Here is a 21,684-nt window from a genome sequence, read left to right as displayed (position 1 = left end):
AGGGTCCATCATGGCCGCCTGATGAAGGTCACCGCCTTCACTTGCACAGCAAATTAGCAAGTAACCATCACATATTCAGAACATGGCAGCATTTTCACCCCCATATTCACACTCATCAGACAAGTATGGTCGCGATCTCCCTCCCCTTGTTGATCCTGGTCAATCGCTATTGATAAATGAGGCGATAGCATGCCCACCCTTTTATCCGCCCTGATTGAGACAATACCAAGCCATCAGCACACGCCTATGAATGAGACCGCCCACCAAAATCTGCACTGCGATACCCAGCTCAACGTCACCTTCGGAGTCATCATCCTGACCCTGCTCATCGCCCTGATGGCCGTCAGTGTCAGCATCCGGACCTCTGCCGAGCGCAAGTACCACAAGGTGGCGGCCATGTTCGTGCACAACATGGCGACCCAGTCCATCGAGCCACAGTTCAAGTCACTGGAGCATGTCCTCAACGAAACGGGCAGTGTCATCGATGAATCAGGCCTGGATGCCTTCCTCAATGAGGATCACACGCCCCTTGGCCTCTCCCTGATGCAAACGTTGGCGCTCACCCCCTATGTGAAGAGCATCCTGCTCGCCGATCCGCAGGGGCGGTTCAACGCCATCCCCCATCTGCCGGTCGGGGAGCACTTTGATGCCAGGGAGCGCCCCTGGTTTCTCGCGGCCGCCGTGCGAACCCTCTTCGTGCACTACACCGACCACTACACCAGCAAGTTCGATGACAAGAGCCGCAGCGTCTCCGTCTCCCGCCCCCTGCTCGACAAGGAGGGGTTCTTCCTCGGCACCCTGGCCATGAACGTGGATCTCGAGCAGATGAGCTATCCCCTGCGTCAGCTCATGAGCCCTCTCAAGGGGGAGTTCTACCTGGTCGATCGGGCGGGCGACATCCTGCTGCATTCGGATGTGGGGAACCTGTTTCGCCATCGCGTGGACCGCCGGCTCATCGAGCAGATGACCAACGGCGCCGACCACCTCTTCGATGCAAAGCGCCAGACCCACCTCTACTACTACTCCTTCTCCAACCCGGACTGGTTCGTCATCTATGCCGTCAGCGATGCCAGGTTCAAGGAGGTAAGCAGCAGCGAGTCCCACCAGCTCCAGATCACCCTGGTGGGCTGCATGCTGATCTGCCTGCTCTGCTGGTGGTCCTTGCGTCATGTGCTCAGCAAGATGATTTTCGAGATCATCGCCCTGATGCGCACCGGACGCATCCACGCGGGCAAACCGGGGGATCAGTTGCGCCAGGAGATCCAGAGCGGCCATCGCCAGATGCTGGAAGCCGTGGAGGCGTCCAACACGGATGCCCTGACGGGTCTGTTCAATCGCCGCTGCTTTGACAAGGCACTCGACGACCAGCTGATCGCCGGCCGCCCTTTCTGCCTGGGGTTGATCGATCTGGACAACTTCAAATCCATCAATGACACCCACGGCCACCCGGTCGGTGACGACGTCCTGCGGGCGGTTGCCCGGGAAGGGCGGCAGATTGCAGGCCAGGAGGCCACCCTCTACCGCTACGGCGGCGAGGAGCTGGCCATCATCATTCCCGGGGAGGACAGCACCAGAGCACTGACGATGCTCGAGCAGTGGCGCACCCAGGTGGCACAGCGACCATGGCGCGAACCGGACCTGGTGGTGACCTTCTCTGCCGGGCTGGGACTGTGGCGACAGGAGTCCGCCGAGCAACTGCTGGCGCGGGTCGATCAGGCGCTCTATCAGGCCAAGGATGCCGGCAAGAATCGGGTGCACCATGCCGACTGATCCCCTGGCACAGCGTCTGCGTCTGGCCATCGTGCTCGGGCTCCTCTTGCTGGTCGGCCTCACCGCCCTCAACCTCCTGCAGGCGGCCAGCGGCCTTCGCAAGGACAACGCGCGCAGCCTGAACCATGCTAGGGCCATGATAGAGAGTGCCATCAACGACAGTCAGTCCCTAGTCGAGGCCGCCCACCCCCTCGCCATGGGCCGCTGCCAGGATGAGCAACTGGCCCTGCGCGACCTCATCACCGCCTCCCCCTATGCGCGGGCACTCTATGTGCTGGAGGGGCAGCAACTGCGCTGTACCACCCTGCACAGGCCCATCCTCACCCGGGATATTCCCCGTGGCCCGGCGGGCAACCAGACGCTGATCCTCGCCAGACACAGCCCCATCACCGGGCAGACCGCCATCCTCTACCGTCAGCCATCCGGCGATCGCACCCTGCTGGTGGAGCTGGACGGCTTCCACATCTTCGGCGCCTTGCAGGCCGTGATGGGAGAGGACAACCTCTTCTTCCTCCTCGGGGACCAGGCCCTCGATGGCCACGGCAGGACCCTGCCCGCAGCCCGCCTGCTGGAAGGGGGACAGCGTCTGCAACAGAGCGAGCCCACCGCTCATCCCTATCGCCTGGTGGCGCTCAACGGTTACAAGGAAGTGCTGGCGTTTGCCTGGGCGTACAACCAGGAGAACCTGCTTGCCGCCCCTGTGCTGGCGCTGTTGCTGGGGCTGCTCACCTTCTATCTGAGGGGGCGCAGCGGCTCCCCCCGCAGCGAGCTTGCCAGAGCCATGGCGGCCCGGGAGTTCATCCCCCATCTGCAACCCGTGATGGACAGGCAGGGGCGCCTGCGCGGTTGTGAAGTGTTGATGCGCTGGCGTCATCCCACACAAGGGATGATTGCCCCCAACCACTTCATCCCCCTCGCGGAGGAGTGCGGCTACATAGTGCCGATGACTCGCCAGTTGATGGCCCAGACCCGGGATTATCTGGTCGGGGTGGCCGACAGGCTGCCCCCCGGCTTTCACGTCGCCGTCAATGTCTGCGCCCAGCACTTCAAAAACCAGGACATCGTCGCCGAGTGCCGCGACTTTCTTCGCGCTTTCCCGGGCCAGGATCTGCGCCTGGTGCTCGAGGTGACGGAGCGGGAGATGGTGGATGCGGACGAGCAGACCCGCGCCATCTTCGATGCCCTGGACGAGCTGGGCGTGCTCATCGCCATCGATGACTTTGGCACCGGCCACTCCAGCCTCTGCTATCTGCAGATGTTCCATGTGGACATCATCAAAATCGATCGCAGCTTTATCAAAGGAATGAAAGAGGAAGGCCCCTCCCGCCATATCGTCGAAAACATCCTGGATCTCGCCCATCGCATGGGGCTGGCTCTGGTCGCCGAGGGGGTGGAGACCCAGGAGCAGGTCGAAATGGCACGCCACTATGGCATCGACTACCTGCAGGGCTTCTACTTCGCCAAGCCGCTGCCACCGGCCCAGTTCACTGATCTCCTGGCCAGCGCCACACGCCCGGAGCCATCCCGGCGCCATGCCGGGGTGAGCCTCCTTCCCTAACGGGGGGCGACGGGCAGCCAGTACTCCATGGTGGCGTCGGGCTGCTGGCCGTCAAAGCCGGGGGCATAGCGCTCCAGTTCGAAACCGTCCAGCCCCCGGTATGCCGACTCCGGCAGCCAGTGCAGGATGAACCAGTGCAGGCTCTCCCCCAGCTGGGCAATGGGTCCTTTGTGGGTGAGCACGGCATACTCCTGGGCCGGCACGTTGAGACTCGACAGGCCGGGGGGCGTAGGCGCCGTCGTGGCCACTCCGGCCCAGTAAGGCAGCCGCTCCCCTGCCCCCGACACATCCACCACCCCCAGCCATTCCCTCGACAGGTCCAGCGCCCCCGTCTCGCGCAGCGCTCGCCAGATGGCGGGCACCGTCTGCTGAAAATCCGGTGAGGCATCGAACAACCCCCGGATCGTGCCCCTGACCCCCTGCAAGGTGAACGCCGGCAGGCTCTCTATGCGCACCTGCACCAGGTTGGGAGAGGCAGAGCGGGGGACCGCCGCCCGCACCAGGGGCGTGCGCAGCCCCAGCCGCAGGCCCCGCTTGCGATACGCCAGCGGCGAGCAGCCAAATTGCTGCTTGAAGGCGCGGCTGAAACTCACTTCGGAGCCAAACCCGTGATCCAGCGCCACATCCAGCACCCGCAGCCGGGTGGAGAGCAGCGCCTCCGCCGCCATGCTCAGCTTCAGCTCGCGCACATAGTGAGCCACCGTCTGGCCCGTCTCATGCAGGAATACCCGTTGCAACTGCCAGCGGGACCAGCAGCTCTGCCGGGCCAGCGCCTCCAGGGAGAGCGGCTGATCCAGATTGGCATGGATGTAGTCGAGCACTCGCTCGATGCGGGTGAGGTGGGCGCGCGCCTCGGGTGCCGGCTCACGGAGTGGGTGGGGAGAAGTCGGTGTCATGATGCGCTTGAGACCACGCCAGCAGAGGGCGCTCTGGCCCGGGAGGGCCACATTAAACAGGGGTGTCGCGCCGACCGCAAGGCCGGCGCACCGCCTGGCTATTCATCCCGCCTCGCTCAAGGTAGACGGCTCTGGCCATGCTCGGCAAAGTGGCTGCGAAGGGCGCTGATCACCCGCCGCACCTTCTCCGGGATCTCCCGCTGGGGGGTGATGGCATGGATCTCCATGGGAGGGGCCAAAAATCCCGGCAGCAGCGCGAGCAATCGACCGGTGGCGAGATCTTCTTCTATTTCACCTTCCGGTTGCAGCGAAATCCCCTGCCCTGCCAGGGTAAACTGGCGCAGGGGCAAGACGTTGTTGCACAGCACCCTGGGCTTGGGCTTGATCTTGTGGGCCTCCCCCTTCTCGTCCAGCAGCAGTATCCCGCCCCCCAGCATGTCCGAGGCCAGCCAGTCGTGGGCCAGCAGATCCGCCGGGCTGCGCGGCGTGCCCTTGCGTGCCAGATAGGCGGGCGAGGCACACAGCAACATCCGGGTCTGACCCAGTCTGCGCGCCACCAGGGTGGAATCTTCAAGCGTGCCGACCCGCAGCGCCACGTCGATGCGATCCTTGATGAGATCCCGCTTCTCGTCGTCGGCAATGATCTGGATGCCCAGGCCCGGGTGCGCCTGCAGCAGTGGCGAGAGCGCCCGCGCCAGAGGCTGGCCCGCCATCCCCACCGGCGCGGTGATCCGCACTTCTCCGAGCAGGCTGTCGCGCACCTCCGAGAGGCGCAGCTCGGTGTCGTTCAAGGTCTGCTGCAACGACTGGCAACCCTGCCACACCACCTCCCCCGCCTCGGTCAGGCTGAGGCGGCGGGTGGAGCGGTGCAGCAGGGGCAGGCCGAGCTGGCTCTCCAGTTGACTGATATGCTGGCTGACGGCGGACGGGGTCATGCCGAGGGCCTTGGCGGCGCCGGTCATGCTGCCCGCCTCCACCACGGCGGCGAAGATGGCGTAGCGTCTGAGCTGATCCATTATGAAACCCTGCTTACAAGTGAATGCAATTTTAAGTGGATTATTAAATCACACTCGGGGGCGTAGGATAGCCCCATTCCCACAGTGAAGGAGAATTCCCATGAAGATTGCCCTCATCGGTGCCAGCGGTTTTGTCGGTTCAGCCATCCTCCAGGAGGCCGTCAGCCGCGGCCATCAGGTCACCGCCATCGTGCGTGACGTGAGCAAGGTCGCCGCCCATCCCCTGGTCACCGCCGTGGCGGTGGACGCCCAGGACAGCCAGGCACTGGCCAGTGTGCTCAAGGGGCACGATCGGGTGATCAGTGCCTACAACCCGGGCTGGAGTGCCCCGGACATCTACGATCAGTACCTCAAGGGGGCCAGCGCCATCGTGGCCGCCGCCGTCGCCGCCAACAGCTGGTTGCTGGTGGTCGGCGGTGCCGGCAGTCTGGAAATCGCCCCGGGCGTGCAGCTGGTGGACACCCCGGAGTTCCCGGCAGAGTGGAAGCAAGGGGCCCTCGCGGCCCGGGATGGTCTCACCGCCCTTCGCCGGGAAACCACCCTCGACTGGCGTTTCGTCTCCCCGCCCGTGTTCCTCGAACCCGGCGAGAAGCGCGGCGGTTACCGCCTTGGCACGGATCAGGTGTTGTTCAGCGGCGAGCAGCCCGCCGGGATCACGGTCGGCGATCTGGCGGACGGGGTGCTGAACGAGGCGCAAGCACCGGCTCACCTGCGCCAGCGTTTCACCCTGGGTTATTGAGGAAAGGCGCGCCAGCAACCCTTCCCATGACAGTCACACGGAGGGAGGCGGATGCCTCCCTCCGTCTATCCCGTCACGCCAATGTCGCTCTCGCCCGGTACGGCAGATCGCCGCCTGAGCCGCCCGTTGCTCGTTCCATTCGCTCAAGTCCGAATTCCATTTCGAATTTTGTATATAACTAAGAATATTTTGTTGCTTCCACCTTATAACCTCGAACAGTAGCATCACCCTCAACCCAAACGGCGCCACTCAAGAAGAGTGCGCCCCGGTTTCGCAACACCCCGCACGCCGGGGCACGCAGACCCCGTTCACGGAAAGTGAGGAGATGCCCATGACCACCCCATCATTGCCGATCATCGATCTCGCCGCCCTCAAGGGCACCCCGGCTGCACGCAGCCGGATGCTGGCGCAGCTTGGCCAGGCCGCCCGCGAAGTGGGCTTTTTCTATCTGGTGGGCCATGATCTGAGCGAATCGGCGCGCCAGGAGACCCTGGCGCTCGCCGCCCGCTTCTTCGCCCTGCCACTTGAAGAAAAACTGGCGGTGCAGATGGTCCACTCCCCCCACTTTCGCGGCTACAACCAGGTGGGGGCAGAGCTCACCCGGGCACGGCCGGATCTGCGGGAGCAGTTCGATATCATGAACGAGGCCCAGGCCCTGCCTGTGGCGCACATTCGTGAACCCTGGCAGCGCCTCATCGGCCCCAATCAGTGGCCCGCCGCCCTGCCCGAGATGAAAACACGTCTGCTGGCATGGCAGGATCGACTGAGCGACATCACCCTCACCCTGCTGGACGCTTTCGCAGAGGTGCTGGGGCAGCCCGCCGGCGTATTTGACGAGAGCATTCGCGGTGCCCCCTACCAGCACATGAAGCTCATTCACTACCCCGGACAACCGGAAGGCAGCAGTGGTCAGGGGGTAGGTGCCCACAAGGATCCCGGCTACCTGACCCTGGTGATGCAGGACGATCACTCCGGGCTCGAGGTGGAGACGGCGGATGGCTGGATCCCCGCGCCCCCCTTGCCGGGCGCCCTGGTGGTCAACATCGGCGAGCTGCTGGAGCTCGCGTCCGACGGCTACCTCAAGGCCACCCTGCACCGGGTGGTGAGCCCCCCTCCCGGGGTATCGCGCCTCTCCTGCGCCTTCTTCATGGCGGCAAGGCTGGATGCGACTGTGCCACTGCTTAGCCTCTCCCCCGAGCTGGCGGCGCTGGCCGAAGGGCCCCAGAGCGATCCCGCCAACCCGCTCTTTTATCAGGTGGGGGAGAACGTGCTCAAGGGGAGGCTGCGCTCCCACCCGGATGTGGCGGCCCGCCACTATGCAGGCGAGCCGCAGCGCGAGCCAGCGCTAGTCTGACAACCCGCCACTCGACATTAAAAAAGGGGCGCGATGGCGCCCCGGATAACACAAGCAGTCGGGCAACGACCTGACAATGACGGAGTAAAAAAATGAAATTCAAGACCATGAGCGTGCACAGCGGCCAGCGGATCGATCCCCAGACCGGCGCCCTCACCACCCCGCTCTACCAGAGCAGCACCTTCAGCTACTTCAACGCCCAGGCGGGCAAGGAGCGCTTCGCAGGTCAAGCCCCCGGCTTCATCTACAGCCGCTTTGGCAACCCCACCACCGCCGAACTGGAGCAGAAGCTGGCAGCCCTCGAAGGTGCAGATGAGGCACTGGTGGTGGCAAGCGGCATGGCGGCGGTGAGTGCCATCATGTATGCCCTGGCAGACAGCGGTGATGAAGTGGCCTATATCGGCCCCCTCTACGGCGGCACCGATGCCTTCCTCAAGCAGACCTTCAGCCGCGCCGGCATCAAGATCACCGCCTACGAGAGCGATCAGGCGCTGCTGGCCAACATCCGCCCCGCCACCAAGGTGGTACTGTTCGAAACCCTGACCAACCCCACCCTCAAGGTGGTGGATCCGCGGGTGGTGGTGGAGGCGGCCCGCAAGGTGGGTGCCATCACGGTGTGTGACAACACCTTCCTTACCCCCTATCTGCTGCGCCCGCTCGAGCTTGGCATCGACATTGTCATGCACAGCGGTACCAAGTACCTGGGCGGCCACGGCGACATCATCGCCGGGGTGGTGGCGGGCTCTCACGCGCTGATGAAGTCGATTCGCACCGTGGCCCTCAAGCACATCGGCTCTCCCATCGGCCCGCAGGAGGCCTACCTGCTGCAACGGGGGGTCAAGACCCTTCCCCTGCGCATGGATGCCCACCTGCACAACGCCCAGAAGGTGGCTGACTTCCTGGCCGCCCATCCAGCGGTGAAAAAGGTGATCTACCCAGGGCTGGCCAACCATCCGGGCCACGATGCCCTCGGCGCCTTCGCCAGCGGCTTTGGCGGCATGGTGAGCATCGAGCTGGAAGGCGGGTTTGAGCGCTGCGCCACCCTGCTCGACAACCTGCAACTCTTCGTGCAGGCGGTGAGCCTCGGCGATCTCGAGAGTCTGGCCTGCCATCCGGCCAGCACCACCCACGCCGCCATGGACGAGGCGAGCCGCCTCGCCGCCGGAGTCAATGACGATCTCATTCGATTCAGCATCGGGGTGGAAGACGCCGACGATCTGATTGCCGATCTGGCCGCCGCCCTGGCCCTCCTCTGATATCCAGTGGCGATCCGGGGGAGTGACGCAATAAAAAAAGGGAAGGCAATGCCTTCCCTTTCTCTTTTCTGCCCGGCGCCCTCATCAGGCGTCGTGGTAATCCTGGCAGGCGCTCAGGGTGTTCTCCATCAGGCTGGCGACCGTCATGGGGCCCACGCCCCCCGGTACCGGCGTGATGAAGGCGGCGTGATTGCGCGCGGTTTCATACTCCACATCTCCCACCAGGGAGCCGTCCGCAAGGCGGTTGATGCCCACGTCGATCACCAGGGCACCGGGTTTAACCCACTCCCCCGGAATGAAGTTGGGCTTGCCCACCGCCACCACCAGCAAGTCGGCCCGGCGCACCTGGGTTTCCAGATCCTGGGTGAAGCGGTGACAGGTGGTGGTGGTGCAACCGGCCAGCAGCAGCTCCAGCGTCATGGGGCGCCCCACGATGTTGGAAGCCCCGACCACCACCGCATGCAGACCATGGGTCTTGACGCCGGTGGTCTCGATCAGGGTCATGATCCCCTTGGGGGTGCAGGGTCGCAACGCCGGGATCCGCTGGGCCAGACGACCCACGTTGTAGGGATGGAAGCCATCAACGTCCTTGTCGGGACGAATGCGCTCCAGCACCTGGGTGGTATCGCAGTGGGCCGGCAAGGGCAACTGCACCAGGATGCCGTCCACTTCCGGATCCTCGTTGAGCTGGTCGATCAGGGACAGCAGCTCTGCTTGTGTCGCCGTGGCGCTGAGGTCATAGGAGCGGGAGACAAATCCCACCTCTTCACAAGCGCGACGTTTGCTGCCCACATAGACTTGGGAGGCCGGATCCAGCCCCACCAGGATCACCGCCAGACCCGGTGCCCGTTTCCCCTGCGCCAACCGCTGTTGGACTTGCGCGGCGACCTGATTGCGAATCGTTTGCGCAACCTGTTTTCCATCAATGATTTTGGCAGACATCGTTCTTCACTCACCATGTGTTCAACTGCGGCGCATTGTCGCATTTTTTTGGCGCGGGTGTTAGCGGCTCTCGCAGGGAGGGCAATAAGTAGGCACTTGAATTTACTGGTGGAAAAAGTCGTTGACGCTGACTTTGGCGCTTGGGTATGATGCCCGCCCGTTGCCCAGTGGTGCCGCCGAAGGTATGCTGGATGGCGAATTTTCGGTGATTAGCGCAGCCCGGTAGCGCATCTGGTTTGGGACCAGAGGGTCAAAGGTTCGAATCCTTTATCACCGACCAGGTTCATCGGGAAATCCCCGGATTTCTTGATACAACGCGCCCTTAGCTCAGTCGGATAGAGCAACGGCCTTCTAAGCCGTGGGTCGCAGGTTCGAATCCTGCAGGGCGCGCCATCGATACACATGAGTTTGATTGCTGTATCGAAGGCAGATTTCAGTGGTGGCTGTAGCTCAGTTGGTAGAGTCCCGGATTGTGATTCCGGTTGTCGTGGGTTCGAGCCCCATCAGCCACCCCATCATTCCCCTCCAGGCTGGGATCAGCCTGATGAGACAGCAGCACGCTGTCTGTTTGGACCGGCCACTGGCCGGTCTTTTTGTTTCTGCGCCGCCCGCTTTTTGGCGCAACACCCCCACCCCATCCTCTGGCGCCGTCGCCCTGCTCAGGATGCAATCCGGACCGCCGTCACAAAAATGGGGTTTTCTACCCCGCTCAAGACAAGCCCTCCCCATGCCATGACCCAGCGCAAGTCCAGGTCTGATCCTTCGTGTTATGGATAAAAAAATTGATAACACGGCTGCCAGGGCGCTCCTTCCTTCTCTTATCCCTTGTACAGGAGCAGCCAAATTCGATGGCACCGATTCATCTTTTCGTAATACGGTCATCCCATCCTTAATCAATTAGCTGAAATATAAGGAGTTATTGATATCCCCCCGATGCCGGTCCAAGGCCCAGCCTGTCACATGCCCCGCCGGTTGCAGGAAAAGTTCCCATACTGAGTTGTCTGCATTGCACATGACTGCCAAGGAGAGACAGAGATGAGTGAAGAAAGCAAATGCCCCTTCAACCACACCGCCGGCGTCGGCAGAACCAATCGAGATTGGTGGCCGAACCAGTTGCGGCTGGATCTGCTGCATCAGCATTCCCCCGGCGCCGATCCCATGGACAAGGACTTTGACTACGCCAAGGCCTTCGCCAGCCTGGATTACAAGGCACTCAAGAAAGATCTGGTCAAGCTGATGACGGATTCCCAGGAGTGGTGGCCGGCGGACTTCGGTCACTACGGCCCCCAGTTCATCCGCATGACCTGGCATGCTGCGGGCACCTATCGCACCACCGACGGTCGCGGTGGCGGCGGCCGTGGTCAACAGCGCTTCGCCCCCCTCAACAGCTGGCCTGACAACGTCAACATCGACAAGTCCCGTCGCCTGCTCTGGCCCATCAAGCAGAAATACGGCAACAAGATCTCCTGGGCCGATCTCCTGATCCTCGCCGGCAACGTCGCCCTGGAGACCATGGGTTTTCGCACCTTCGGCTTTGGCGGTGGGCGGCCCGACGTGTGGGAGCCGGATCAGGACGTCAACTGGGGGGATGAAATTGCCTGGCTCGGGGTCGATCCCGATCGGGTCAAGGGCGATCGCGAGCTTACGGCCCCCTTCGGTGCCACCCACATGGGCCTCATCTACGTCAACCCGGAAGGGCCCAACGCCAGCGGCGATTACATGGAGGCGGCCAAGGACATCCGTTCCACCTTCGGTCGCATGGCCATGAACGATGAAGAGACGGTCGCCCTTATCGCGGGCGGCCACACCTTCGGCAAGGCCCACGGCGCCGCGCCCGAATCCCACAAGGGGCCAGAGCCGGAAGCCGCGCCTCTGGAGGCACAGGGCCTCGGCTGGATGAGCGACTACGGCAGCGGCCATGGCAAGGATACCGTCTCGAGCGGGCTCGAAGTAACCTGGACCAAGACACCAGCCCTGTGGAGCAACAACTTCTTTGAAAACCTGTTCAACTACGAGTGGGAGCTGACCAAATCGCCAGCCGGCGCCAAGCAGTGGGTGGCCAAGGATGCGCCGGAGATCATTCCCGATGCGCACATCCCGGGCAAGTTCCACAAGCCGACCATGCTCACTACCGACCTGACCCTGCGCTTTGACCCCGAGTTTGGCAAGATCTCCCGCCACTTCTACGAGGATCCGCAGGCCTTCGCCGATGCCTTCGCACGCGCCTGGTTCAAGCTGACCCACCGTGACATGGGCCCCATCGCCCGCTACCTGGGGCCGGAGGTACCCAAAGAGGAGCTGATCTGGCAAGACCCCATCCCCGCCGTCAATCATCCCCTGATCGATGACAAGGACGTGGCCCTGCTCAAGGAACAGATTCTGGCGGCTTCCCTGTCCGTGGCCGAGCTGGTGTCGACCGCCTGGGCCTCCGCGTCCACCTTCCGTGGCTCTGACAAGCGTGGCGGCGCCAACGGTGCCCGCATCCGGCTCGCCCCGCAAAAGGATTGGGCCGTCAACCAACCGGCACAGCTGGCCAAGGTCCTCAAGACCCTCGAAGGGATCCAGCAGGCCTTCAACGCTTCCGCCACCGGCGGCAAGAAGATATCCCTGGCCGATCTCATCGTCCTAGCGGGCGGCGTGGGGGTCGAGCAGGCCGCGAAGAGAGCCGGTGTCGCCGTGACCGTGCCCTTCACTCCGGGCCGGATGGATGCCTCCCAGGCCCAGACCGATGTGGACTCCTTCGCGGTGCTCGAGCCCCTCGCAGATGGATTTCGCAACTACGCGGGCGAGTGCGCGGGCTTCGCGGAGACCATGCTGATCGACAAGGCGCAGCTACTCACCCTAAGTGCCCCCGAGATGACGGTACTGGTGGGCGGCATGCGGGTGCTCGGCACCAACGCGGGCAACTGCCACGGGGTCTTTACCGCCGCCCCGGGTACCCTCTCCAACGACTTCTTCGTCAACCTGCTCGACATGGGCACGGAGTGGAAACCGGCGGCGGGCAGCCAGGGAGTCTATGAAGGCCGTGATCGCCAGAGCGGCAAGGTGAAGTGGACCGGAACCCGGGTCGATCTGGTGTTCGGTTCCAACTCCCAGCTGCGCGCCCTGGCAGAGGTCTACGCCAGTGCGGATGCCAAGGAGAAGTTCGTGAAGGACTTCGTGGCGGCCTGGACCAAGGTGATGAACCTGGATCGCTTCGATCTCGCCTGATGACGCTGGCAGGTGCCCCGTTCCCGACGCCCCGGGAACGGGGCGTTTTTTATGGGCTGCTTCCAGCCCCCGGCCTCTCCCCGCTCTTCTCGCGGCGGCGCAGCCTGCCCGGCTTCAGCCGGCGGTGATGACGGTGCAGCCCTCCCCTTCGAACGTCTTGACCAGGACCGGATCCTGCCGGGTGCAGATCAGGTAGTCGAGATCCGCGGCGTGCAGGAAGGGGTAGGAGGCCAGGGACTCCAGCTTGTCGTCATTGCACAGCACCGCCAGCGAGCCGCAACGCTCCGCGACCCGGCGCTTGAACTCGCTGTCCTGGTAATGCACGGCGCTGAAGCCGAGATACGAGGACCAGGCACAGACCCCCAGGAAACCGAGGTCGAAGCGGAACTTTTTGATGCCCTCGGCCGCCGCGATATCAACGGCCCCGCCGACCAGCGGATCCTGCTCGCCACCGAGGAGGATGGTCCTGATGCCGGGTCTCTCCAGCAGCCGGCAGGCGATGGCCGGGCTGTTGGTCACCACCGTCAGGCCCTGGTGTTCCGGCATGAGGGAGGCCAGCAGCAGGTGGGTGCTGCTGGCATCCAGGAAGATCAGCTGGTTCGGTTTGACCAGGCTCAGGGCGGCCATGGCCAGGGCCTGCTTCTGCGCCACATGCTGGGTACTGCGCTCGGTCAGGGTCCCCGTCTGGGGCGACAGGGAGATGGCGCCACCGTGGATGCGCTTGCAGCGCCCCTCATCGGCCAGATAGCGCAGATCCCGCCTGATGGTCGCCTCCGTGGTGCCCAGCGGCTCCGCCAGCTCCGCCGCCATCACCTTGTGGTGCGCGGCCAGCAGATCCAGAATGAGGAGCCGTCGCTCCTCCGGTGAATACTTGTCCATGGTGTTCCCTTGTAATGGCCGGGCGATCATCGCCTGGCCCGTCTCACGCCCCCTACCTCTGCAGTGCGAGCAGTTGCAAGATGGTGTGCATGACGGCGTCTTCATCGTTCGAGCGGGTGATGAAATGGGCGGCATCCTTGGTCCGTCGTGGCCATTGCGCATGGCGAAACTGAAGTCGGCGCACGCCATCAGCTCGATGTCATTGAGCCCGTCGCCAAAGACCAGGGTCTCATGACGACCAGCGCCGACCAGCTGCTGCAACCTGGCCACCGTCGTCCCCTGTGCACGCCAGCATTGGCGATGTCTATCCACTGCTGGTCGGACGCCACTATGCAGGCTTCGTCATCACACTCGCCAAGCTGGCCCCGCAGCTCCAGGCAGCGCCCCTGCTCGTCATAGACGGTGACCTTCACAACGTCCGCGGTGATGTCGCCAAAATCGGCGACCGTCTGTAGCTGGGTGTAGGAGTGGCGTACCAGGGCTTTCAGATGATCCGGCACCTCCTCCCGGATCGCCGCGCAGGCGATGACGATATGCTCGCCCGGCAGACGCGCCAACCAACGGATGATGGCCAGGCCCAGGGCGTTGTCCAGCAGTGACTGATAGACGTAGCGCCCCTGGTGCTTGATGCGGGTGGCGCTGTCTCCCAGGATCCAGATATTCGCGCTCTGCGCCCCCCAGCAGCTCCTCGACCCGATCGACCTGTTTTCCCGTGCAGGGCGCAAAATGTATCCCCTGCTGCGCCATGGCGGCAACCACCTCGGCGAACAGGGCTCGGTTGTTATCCCCCCTGCTATATGAGGAAGGTGCCGTCCATGTCCGTGATGATGAGTTTGATCATGCTGTTACCTCGGATGTATGCATGCTGATCGCGGTCATCATATCGCCACAATGAACACATACAAACAAATACAAGATCATTTTTGTTCATATTAGCTCGAAATGATCATAGCATGACCTCCTCGCTCGGAGGATCCCAGGCACAGCCCCTCCTTCGACTGTCATCCAAGGAGACCCCATGTTGTCCACACTCTCCAGTCGGCGGCCCCGGCACGAGCGGCTCGCCACCCGAGCCACCTTCTTCTGCTCGGGCTTTGCCACGGCGGCCTGGGCCTCCATCATCCCCTTCGCCAAACTGAACGCCCAGATAAGCGACGCCACCCAGGACTATGTCGGGGTGCTCTCCAGCCCCGCCCTGGTCGGCTTTGTCGCCGACGCCTTCGGTCTGCCGGCTGCCCTCCACGGCGTCGTTTTGCTGATGGTGCTGGCCCTGCTCCTCAGCAGAGGCGTGGGGCTGGCACCCCGGGCCACCCCTCTTTCTACAACCTGTCAGGAGCTGCCATGAGAAACCCTGTTTTCGGCGACGTGGTATTAAATACCGAGGACATTGCGCTCGGCGTCGAGGTCATCGCCAAACGGCTCAACGAGCGATTCACGGAGGCGGTGGTGATCACCGTGGTGCCGGGCGGCATGCTGTTTACCGCCGATGTCGTCAGGGCGCTGCGCTTTGATATCGCCATGGACTACATCTCCTGCCCCCACACTCCGGGGGAGCGCCACAATGCCTCTCCCATCGTCTTTCACAACAATGTCGGCATCCAGGGCAGAGACGTCATCCTGATGGACGACGCCATCGAATCGGGGGGTACCATGAGGCGGCTGGTCGCGCACCTGCAGGCGTTCGCGCCACGTTCCCTGTCCATCGCGACCCTGTTTGTCAAATCAGGGCGCGTGGCTATCCCCGCCGAGCAGTTTTATGCCTACGAGATGACGAGCGATGACCTGCTGGTGGGCTACGGCCTGCCCTGGGAGCACAAGTACCGGAATATCCCCTATGTCTCCAGGTTGAAGAGATAACGGGACGGGACAAGGTTAGGGAGCGATAAACCGATCAGGATAAACCTGACAGCAAGAGAAGAATTGACCAGACCACGTCCCGGTGTCGCCCGGTGTACGGCCTATGCCACTCCAGCAGGGCTAGTCCACCCGCCTGTCGATACCGGGTAGAGACCAGATTGCCGGTTACCGGAAAAACAAAAGGCCCCGTCTTGCGACGGGGCCTTTTGTTTTATTTGGCGGTGAGGGAGGGATTCGAACCCTCGATATCACTTACTAAAGCGTTGTGAATCAACCAGTTATGGCTAACATAAAACAAAATCATGTCACAATTATGTGACATTGTCAATTAGCCAACAAAACTGGCTATCAGAACATCGCCATCAACAGAAAGTACTCCTAGTATTAGACAAAACAAAAGTCATTTTAATAAAATACAGGAACCGCATTTTTAATAAATACATTGCTGTACTTGATAGCACAGCCTTTAGTTTTTTATAAAAATATATTTGTTATTATTGATATTCATAAGCTCCATTGGCGGTGTTAATTGTTAACGACTTTATTTTAGGGAGTGTACCATATATGGTTTTTTGGTCGAATTTAATTAGACAAAAAAGAATAACACCATTTCCTGAGGCAGTCTGGACCCTTGGGTTAAGAAGTGATGGTATCTTACTAGATAGATCCTTGGCGTATGGTAGGCATTGTTTCATTTGCTTACTTTTGCGTTCCTCCAAGATTTTTTCGGTTTTAGCTACCTGCCTCAGGTGAGCTTCCTCCTGGTACTGCTTCTTTGTCATGCAAGAAATATCAGCAGCACATAATTTATCAGATTGCGCCTTCACCCACTGTGTATAATTTTTTTCCAATCTCGTCTTTATATTATATTCACTTTCATAAGACCTCGTATAATCATGCCAGTAAATGGGGGCTTTGGGGTCATACAGCAAATAAGCATCTGTGCCACCTGAAAGGTTCACTGAACACATCTTTATACCTTCAAATGTATCAATCATTCTATAATGTGACTTATTGGATTTAATCCGTGAGCTATATGTATCAAATAATCTATTGAAACATGGATTATCGCTCATGTCTGGCATGCCAATTTTTTTTGGGGGGGGTAGTGCATTACAGCCAGAAACAAGCAGTGTTGCACCTATAAAAAACAAAAACCTCATAATATACTCTTCTTGTCAAAAATGTCATCATAACAATCAAACTATGGGTTGTTTGTTACTTGTTTTTTGTTAAAAACTTTTCTTTAAGCCACACCACTGGGTACATATAAACAAAGTCACCATATATTTCACGTGCTTTTTCAAATTCGATACGGCATAATTTATAATGAGAAACCCCATTGCGCTTAGCTGTTGATAAAACTAACATATCATTTAATTCAATATTGTAGTTTTTACAAAAACGCCAAGTAGACTGATACTCTACACCACTATCTATATCAATATGATGCCCATTATCAATCCTCGAAAAATTCATTTTACCGCCCTCGAAATAAAGTGAAGAATTGAATAAATAACCAACCCTAATAATGCCACACCTTCCTAGTCATGGGTAATCAGGTTGAAAATGCCGCCAATAATGGCAGCATTTGACCATATTTCCTCGATCAGCGAATGAACCCGAGCGCCCGCAGTTGGTGGAGGGCCTGATCCTGCACACTGTTCGAGTAATCAGGCTCCTGAGTAATTCGAGCAAGACGATCAATCAGTCTCTTGCCGTTATCGTCAAGGCTCGCAGACACATCTAGCAGTGATACTGAATAGCTTGTATTGCAAGCGGACGCCAGCGCGGCAGCCAGCACCCCGCTGGATTTGGTCTGCGGATGTTCTTTTATAATTGCCAAAATTTCATTCAAAACCTTCATCATTATTCCTCTTACTCAGGTAACCTTGGAAATATTCACATTCAGCGTATTCCGCATGTACGGCCCTGGGCGCCGCAAGGCAACAGGCTAGCTCTTGCTGGGTTTCCTATTGCACTCATGCTAATAAGGCTATACCGGCGTCAGACCTGCCCCAATGAGCTCCAGAAACGGCTCATTTGGATTGCAATTCTCCCGTCCTGCTTGTTTCCGCATTGGGATGGCTACCGCACCCGACTGACGGCACTGTCAGGGGCTCAGTATCATCGTAATCATTTGGGCGCCGTTTCATGATTTTTTCAATGATACCATGGTGTTACCACCATGAACATGAGCCATATCACTACTCAAATGAATATTTTCAATGTATTGACTCTGCTCTGCTGCCTGAAATGGATCGAGCGGTCTGATACACCTAAACAAGGGTACTGGCTGCCTATGTGGCTAATCTGCCGTTGAGTATTCAACGGCAATAAGAAAATCAGCACCGACGACCATTAGGTTGTGCGGCGTCAATTCCCGATATATCTGCTGGGCTCTCGGTGTAATGGTGATCGGTAATCTTTATGGTGTGTGATCGGTTGTTGTGATTAGGTACTAGTTACGCTACTCAACCTCCTCTTAATCAGCCCTGAGCCTTGCTATGACAGCGTTTGATACAATAATGGTTAGGTGGTTAGGTGTCGTTGCAGCAAAGCATTCTAAGCGTTTGAGAAGCCCATGCATTTTTACTCCATGACTTTTTATATAGCAACTACTTAATCAATTAACAAAAACCCACTGTGGGCCTGTAATGGTGCGGCATTCAAGCTGGTTAAGCAGTCCACATTGCACTTAACCACTGCCTAATCACTTAATCATCTGCCAACCCTACAGGCAGAAAAAAGCCCCGCCTTATCGGCAGGGCTTAAGAGTTACTTCTTGTCGGCTTTGCCCTTCTCTTTGGGGCTATCGACGGGCAGCAGGTACTCAGTCCGATTAGAACGCACCCTGCGGCTCTGGAGCTTGCCCTCGCTCGCGAGCAACCGGAGTGCCTTACCCCAACTACTCGCCATGCTCAGCCTCTCACCGTGGCGGACGCACAGCTCGCTCGCCGTGAGCCATTCAGATGAGGCCAGTGGACGCGATAGATGGTGATGGTAAATCACCTCATAGAACGGGCCCTTGTCCGTGTGGGCATCGTTTGCAGTAGCTGCCAGCGCTGCGGTCTCGTCATCCAGAAACCACGTTGCTCCAGACTCATAACGTTCCCTTACCTCCAGCCAGAACTGGCGCAGTTGCTCAGGATCATCCAAGGATAGTCGGCCTGCATTCCAGCTCCAGCCTAGGATCGCATTCAGGCGATCAACATCAGCCGCAGCGGCTAGCTCGATAACCGCAAATCGAGCGTTACCTGTCGTGTCTCTGAGAAAATCCGAGCCGTTAACCGTGGCGATAAATGCGGTCTGGCGCTTTTTAGTGGTCATGCTGCGGGCATAGGGCAGGCGGAAACAATCACTCTCTCTTGTCAGAAAAGCTTTGAGCGAGCCAGCCTCATGCTTCGTCGTACTTTCCAACTCAGCCAGTTCCACAATCCACGCTGACACAGCGCGACGAACATCATCAGGTCTGTCTGGATTGATGGAGCAATCCAAGGTTGAACCTGGCACCACGGCAGCCAGACGGCTAATCCATGCGGATTTACGGAGGGACTGCCCGCCCGCCAGCACCGGCACCAGTTTTGAATGCCAGCGTGGGTGATACAGCGCAGCAACACACCCAACCAGCCATGCATGCAACACGGCACCCGCATAGGCGGGATTAGCGGTATTGAGGGTAGCAATCACCGCATCGATGCGCGGTTTCCCATCCCACGGTGCCCCACGTTCGAGCCACTGACGCACAGGGTGATAACTGTGGCGCTCACAAATTGCGATCAGGTGCTCCTCAATCACGGCATCCGGCACACCTGCCAGCTGGCAGGCATCAATCAGCGCAGATCGCTGGCCCGCCTCAGAGCCCCCCAGGCGCTCACCATCAGCCCCCGCCAGTTCCGGCTCACCCGTCATCAGGTTGTAGCGCGGCAACCATGCCTGAAATCGAATCAGGGCGCACAGATTTGCACTGGTCTTGATAGGGCGGCCAGTAGGGCCCATGTCCGGCAGAGTCAGCAGTTCACCCTGCATCACTGACCTAACAGCCTGCTGAACCTGCTCTGTGGCAACACCATCGTTCTGACCGTCATATGACGGAATATCATGCTCAACTGTTGTATTTTTATTGTTTTTCATTTTTTGTTATCCTGGGCGTTATCGCCTGATTGTTGTTATATATGAACCCTTATTATTTTCTACTTGTTAACTTCATGAGCCGCTAATACATTAGCCAGCCAATTCAATTAAATCTAAAAGGTTTTTATGAATGGCATTGCGCTATAAATATGGATGACCGTCACCAATATATGTGTCAAGGTTGATCTTCCTCATACTTCGTCAGATGTCACCTTGGCACACATATGGTTCCGATGTCATTCCATATTTCCCGCTTCATGCCATCCATAAAAATGGATTCTCCACCCACTCCGTTCGCAAGCTCTCTACGGGGTTCCGGTCTCGTGCCTCGACCCATCCACATACTTACGCACTTTTGTGCGCGTAAGTATGGTTAAAGAAGCCCGTACTTACGTAGTCTCACGCCTCGCACTTACGTGTGTGGCGGTCGGACTTACTTACTATATTTTTATTGTCCCCCCCTTCCAATTTTAATCTCGATATACTAATGAATTAATTCATAACCTCCTTGAATTAAGATAAATCATTTTCACTGGATTCATTTTTTCGTCTGAATATCACAGCTGCCATCCCTCGGTTCCGCACTGAGGTATTATTGACCTGATTTATTACTGGAGACTCAGGTTTGATATAATGTGTATTATCCGCTGATAGCTGACTGTGAGTAATTCGAATTCCGCTTAAATCGGCATCAGCAGGGCAGCTAGGCAGTCGCCCGCCTCTAGCTAATTTCCTATTGCCATAACGGTCAACAGAGCCAGTGGCCTGATGGCCCATCAAATATGCAATACGTTGGCGGTCCATTCCGGAACCTTTGAGCTCAGAGCCGAGCTGGTGACGCCAGCTATAAAATGTGGGTAGAGCCTTACGCCTAGGCCATAATTTTTTACCAGCAGCCCGCAGCCTGTCCTGCATCACACCAACGTCTACTCGTTGTGCCTGCATGACACAATATCTGAGCAGGCCAGAATCGATGCCATCCAACAGTAAAGTCCGGTCTGCCCCCCGTTTTCCGCCATGGCTTTTTTTAGCGCCCGTCACAATAAGCCGATTTCCATCCACCCTCAGACCTGAAAGCTCAGCGGGTCTAATGCCTGCGTTTTTAAAAATGAGGATGGCAGAAACCATACTAATGTCACCACGCTGATTAAAATATGATTTCAGAGCATCCTCATCTGACTGATTGATCGCCCTCGCTCGGGGCTGTCTGGATCTTTTTGATAAATTACTACCATGTGCAGTCACAGGGTTTTTCGCCCTCCGAATACGTTCGGCAGCATCAACATAGCCCAGCATATTCTGGTGATACGCCAGAGCACATCGCAGTCTCCGCCAATACCCTGGTCGGTAATCTGGTGCGCAGGCTAGCAATTCCTGAGAAATATTTTTTGCCGTGAGTGGCATCTCTCTATTTTCAAGGCGCTGATAAAAAAATTTAGCCAGCTTCGTATACTCAAACTCCGTCTTTTTGGTAACCATATATCTCCTAGAGCTCTTTTCGGCCCCTATTTAAAAACTATTATCTTAACGCAAAAGTTATGAGCGCCAGCCATATAGGATAACAACTCACGTAACGTTTATCGTAAAATTATAATGAACGGTATCACTACAATAATTGAATTATTGCATACAGTATTATATCGTGGATTTGTTGTTAGTTAAATAAAACCACTTGACCTATAAGAATATATTGTTTTTGTCTACTCCCCATCGCTGGCTCAATTTATGTATAGCTGCCATCCGCCTATCATCCATATGTAATGTAGATGAGCTATTAACGGAAATATCGTGTATTCTCGAATCACTATCGTCTATAGACGCAGTGTCTGAACCATAACACTGATGAGACTCGTCGGATTTAGCTATCGTAGCTGGCTCCAGTTTCGTAAAACCATTAAAACAGCGGTCCAGCACAGCATCCTCAACGGCATCATAATCAGGTGCATCCTCTACAATCCATTTCCCGTAGTGCCTATATATCATGGCAGTACTGGTGAGCCCCATTTTACGGGCAATCCGCTCTACAGAGACGCCCGCAGTGAGCATCTGACTCGCATAGGTGTGGCGGAATTG

Annotated in this window: 18 protein-coding genes, 3 tRNA genes and 1 pseudogene; 11 read left to right on the top strand and 11 right to left on the bottom strand. The window is 58.4% G+C overall.

Features of this window, described 5'->3' with window-relative positions:
• Window positions 1-246: 246 nt before the first annotated feature.
• Window positions 247-1,770, top strand: a complete 1,524-nt coding sequence (locus OKC41_RS19110) for a diguanylate cyclase (RefSeq protein WP_270672278.1) — start codon at window positions 247-249, stop codon at window positions 1,768-1,770.
• Entirely contained in the window at window positions 1,760-3,328 is a 1,569-nt protein-coding gene (locus OKC41_RS19105; protein ID WP_270672277.1) for a cyclic diguanylate phosphodiesterase, read from the top strand. The genes OKC41_RS19110 and OKC41_RS19105 overlap by 11 nt, the downstream gene beginning before the upstream one ends.
• Here OKC41_RS19105 and OKC41_RS19100 read toward each other — a convergent pair.
• On the bottom strand, window positions 3,325-4,224 hold the full coding sequence (locus OKC41_RS19100; protein WP_182936212.1) for an AraC family transcriptional regulator: 900 nt from the start codon (window positions 4,222-4,224) through the stop codon (window positions 3,325-3,327). The genes OKC41_RS19105 and OKC41_RS19100 overlap by 4 nt on opposite strands.
• A gap of 116 nt (window positions 4,225-4,340) precedes the next feature.
• Entirely contained in the window at window positions 4,341-5,240 is a 900-nt protein-coding gene (locus OKC41_RS19095; protein WP_041215048.1) for a LysR family transcriptional regulator, read from the bottom strand.
• A gap of 100 nt (window positions 5,241-5,340) precedes the next feature.
• On the opposite strand from OKC41_RS19095, the gene OKC41_RS19090 reads away from it, so the two are divergent.
• The 3 genes from OKC41_RS19090 (at window position 5,341) to OKC41_RS19080 (ending at window position 8,589) form a co-directional block, all read left to right on the top strand.
• Entirely contained in the window at window positions 5,341-5,979 is a 639-nt protein-coding gene (locus OKC41_RS19090) for an NAD(P)-dependent oxidoreductase (protein WP_270672276.1), read from the top strand.
• Between the two features lie 331 nt (window positions 5,980-6,310).
• Window positions 6,311-7,333 carry an isopenicillin N synthase family oxygenase gene (locus OKC41_RS19085; protein ID WP_219603680.1) on the top strand — a complete coding sequence of 341 codons (1,023 nt, stop codon included), beginning with the start codon at window positions 6,311-6,313 and terminating at the stop codon, window positions 7,331-7,333.
• Window positions 7,334-7,425: 92 nt separating this feature from the next.
• Window positions 7,426-8,589 carry a PLP-dependent aspartate aminotransferase family protein gene (locus tag OKC41_RS19080; RefSeq protein WP_201926048.1) on the top strand — a complete coding sequence of 388 codons (1,164 nt, stop codon included), beginning with the start codon at window positions 7,426-7,428 and terminating at the stop codon, window positions 8,587-8,589.
• Between the two features lie 84 nt (window positions 8,590-8,673).
• On the opposite strand, the gene folD is transcribed toward OKC41_RS19080, so the two are convergent.
• Window positions 8,674-9,531, bottom strand: a complete 858-nt coding sequence (folD, locus tag OKC41_RS19075) for a bifunctional methylenetetrahydrofolate dehydrogenase/methenyltetrahydrofolate cyclohydrolase FolD (RefSeq protein WP_010674955.1) — start codon at window positions 9,529-9,531, stop codon at window positions 8,674-8,676.
• 203 nt (window positions 9,532-9,734) lie between these two features.
• On the opposite strand from folD, the gene OKC41_RS19070 reads away from it, so the two are divergent.
• From OKC41_RS19070 to katG, 4 genes are all read left to right on the top strand, one after another.
• A tRNA-Pro gene (locus OKC41_RS19070) sits at window positions 9,735-9,811 on the top strand.
• A 36-nt stretch (window positions 9,812-9,847) separates the two neighbouring features.
• Window positions 9,848-9,924, top strand: a tRNA-Arg gene (locus tag OKC41_RS19065).
• Between the two features lie 46 nt (window positions 9,925-9,970).
• Window positions 9,971-10,046, top strand: a tRNA-His gene (locus tag OKC41_RS19060).
• Between the two features lie 520 nt (window positions 10,047-10,566).
• Window positions 10,567-12,741, top strand: a complete 2,175-nt coding sequence (gene katG, locus OKC41_RS19055; RefSeq protein ID WP_201893782.1) for a catalase/peroxidase HPI — start codon at window positions 10,567-10,569, stop codon at window positions 12,739-12,741.
• A 114-nt stretch (window positions 12,742-12,855) separates the two neighbouring features.
• Here katG and OKC41_RS19050 read toward each other — a convergent pair whose 3' ends face one another.
• Window positions 12,856-13,890: a DeoR/GlpR family DNA-binding transcription regulator gene (locus OKC41_RS19050; RefSeq protein WP_201893780.1), complete on the bottom strand. Its 1,035-nt coding sequence runs from the start codon at window positions 13,888-13,890 to the stop codon at window positions 12,856-12,858.
• Window positions 13,809-14,345, bottom strand: a complete 537-nt coding sequence (locus tag OKC41_RS19045; protein WP_201893779.1) for a hypothetical protein — start codon at window positions 14,343-14,345, stop codon at window positions 13,809-13,811. The genes OKC41_RS19050 and OKC41_RS19045 overlap by 82 nt, the downstream gene beginning before the upstream one ends.
• Window positions 14,346-14,638: 293 nt before the next feature.
• On the opposite strand from OKC41_RS19045, the gene OKC41_RS19040 reads away from it, so the two are divergent.
• Entirely contained in the window at window positions 14,639-14,965 is a 327-nt protein-coding gene (locus OKC41_RS19040) for a hypothetical protein (RefSeq protein WP_201893778.1), read from the top strand.
• Window positions 14,962-15,477 (top strand): phosphoribosyltransferase, encoded by a 516-nt coding sequence (locus OKC41_RS19035; RefSeq protein ID WP_201893777.1) that lies wholly within the window; start codon window positions 14,962-14,964, stop codon window positions 15,475-15,477. The genes OKC41_RS19040 and OKC41_RS19035 overlap by 4 nt, the downstream gene beginning before the upstream one ends.
• A gap of 494 nt (window positions 15,478-15,971) precedes the next feature.
• On the opposite strand, the gene OKC41_RS19030 is transcribed toward OKC41_RS19035, so the two are convergent.
• The 6 genes and pseudogenes from OKC41_RS19030 to OKC41_RS19005 all read right to left on the bottom strand — a co-directional run.
• Window positions 15,972-16,640, bottom strand: a complete 669-nt coding sequence (locus OKC41_RS19030) for a hypothetical protein (RefSeq protein WP_162627321.1) — start codon at window positions 16,638-16,640, stop codon at window positions 15,972-15,974.
• A gap of 55 nt (window positions 16,641-16,695) precedes the next feature.
• Entirely contained in the window at window positions 16,696-16,956 is a 261-nt protein-coding gene (locus OKC41_RS19025; protein ID WP_162627322.1) for a hypothetical protein, read from the bottom strand.
• A 130-nt stretch (window positions 16,957-17,086) separates the two neighbouring features.
• Window positions 17,087-17,347, bottom strand: a complete 261-nt coding sequence (locus tag OKC41_RS19020) for a hypothetical protein (RefSeq protein ID WP_270672274.1) — start codon at window positions 17,345-17,347, stop codon at window positions 17,087-17,089.
• Window positions 17,348-18,255: 908 nt separating this feature from the next.
• Window positions 18,256-19,611 (bottom strand): VapE domain-containing protein, encoded by a 1,356-nt coding sequence (locus OKC41_RS19015; RefSeq protein WP_111912221.1) that lies wholly within the window; start codon window positions 19,609-19,611, stop codon window positions 18,256-18,258.
• Between the two features lie 513 nt (window positions 19,612-20,124).
• Entirely contained in the window at window positions 20,125-21,090 is a 966-nt protein-coding gene (locus OKC41_RS19010) for a site-specific integrase (protein ID WP_111912223.1), read from the bottom strand.
• A gap of 198 nt (window positions 21,091-21,288) precedes the next feature.
• Window positions 21,289-21,684 (bottom strand): annotated as a pseudogene (locus OKC41_RS19005) (site-specific integrase); the annotation flags it as partial.

The sequence above is a fragment of the Aeromonas sp. QDB17 genome (genome assembly GCF_027705305.1).
Taxonomy (GTDB): domain Bacteria; phylum Pseudomonadota; class Gammaproteobacteria; order Enterobacterales; family Aeromonadaceae; genus Aeromonas; species Aeromonas caviae.
This window is presented reverse-complemented; position numbering and strand designations above follow the sequence as displayed.

Excerpts from the sequence above, each read along its gene's own strand:
- OKC41_RS19110 (WP_270672278.1), top strand. The coding sequence starts at position 247 with ATGAATGAGACCGCCCACCAAAATCTGCACTGCGATACCCAGCTCAAC.
- OKC41_RS19105 (WP_270672277.1), top strand. The coding sequence starts at position 1,760 with ATGCCGACTGATCCCCTGGCACAGCGTCTGCGTCTGGCCATCGTGCTC.
- OKC41_RS19100 (WP_182936212.1), bottom strand. The coding sequence starts at position 4,224 with ATGACACCGACTTCTCCCCACCCACTCCGTGAGCCGGCACCCGAGGCG.
- OKC41_RS19095 (WP_041215048.1), bottom strand. The coding sequence starts at position 5,240 with ATGGATCAGCTCAGACGCTACGCCATCTTCGCCGCCGTGGTGGAGGCG.
- OKC41_RS19090 (WP_270672276.1), top strand. The coding sequence starts at position 5,341 with ATGAAGATTGCCCTCATCGGTGCCAGCGGTTTTGTCGGTTCAGCCATC.
- OKC41_RS19085 (WP_219603680.1), top strand. The coding sequence starts at position 6,311 with ATGACCACCCCATCATTGCCGATCATCGATCTCGCCGCCCTCAAGGGC.
- OKC41_RS19080 (WP_201926048.1), top strand. The coding sequence starts at position 7,426 with ATGAAATTCAAGACCATGAGCGTGCACAGCGGCCAGCGGATCGATCCC.
- folD (WP_010674955.1), bottom strand. The coding sequence starts at position 9,531 with ATGTCTGCCAAAATCATTGATGGAAAACAGGTTGCGCAAACGATTCGC.
- katG (WP_201893782.1), top strand. The coding sequence starts at position 10,567 with ATGAGTGAAGAAAGCAAATGCCCCTTCAACCACACCGCCGGCGTCGGC.
- OKC41_RS19040 (WP_201893778.1), top strand. The coding sequence starts at position 14,639 with ATGTTGTCCACACTCTCCAGTCGGCGGCCCCGGCACGAGCGGCTCGCC.
- OKC41_RS19035 (WP_201893777.1), top strand. The coding sequence starts at position 14,962 with ATGAGAAACCCTGTTTTCGGCGACGTGGTATTAAATACCGAGGACATT.
- OKC41_RS19030 (WP_162627321.1), bottom strand. The coding sequence starts at position 16,640 with ATGAGGTTTTTGTTTTTTATAGGTGCAACACTGCTTGTTTCTGGCTGT.
- OKC41_RS19025 (WP_162627322.1), bottom strand. The coding sequence starts at position 16,956 with ATGAATTTTTCGAGGATTGATAATGGGCATCATATTGATATAGATAGT.
- OKC41_RS19020 (WP_270672274.1), bottom strand. The coding sequence starts at position 17,347 with ATGATGAAGGTTTTGAATGAAATTTTGGCAATTATAAAAGAACATCCG.
- OKC41_RS19015 (WP_111912221.1), bottom strand. The coding sequence starts at position 19,611 with ATGAAAAACAATAAAAATACAACAGTTGAGCATGATATTCCGTCATAT.
- OKC41_RS19010 (WP_111912223.1), bottom strand. The coding sequence starts at position 21,090 with ATGGTTACCAAAAAGACGGAGTTTGAGTATACGAAGCTGGCTAAATTT.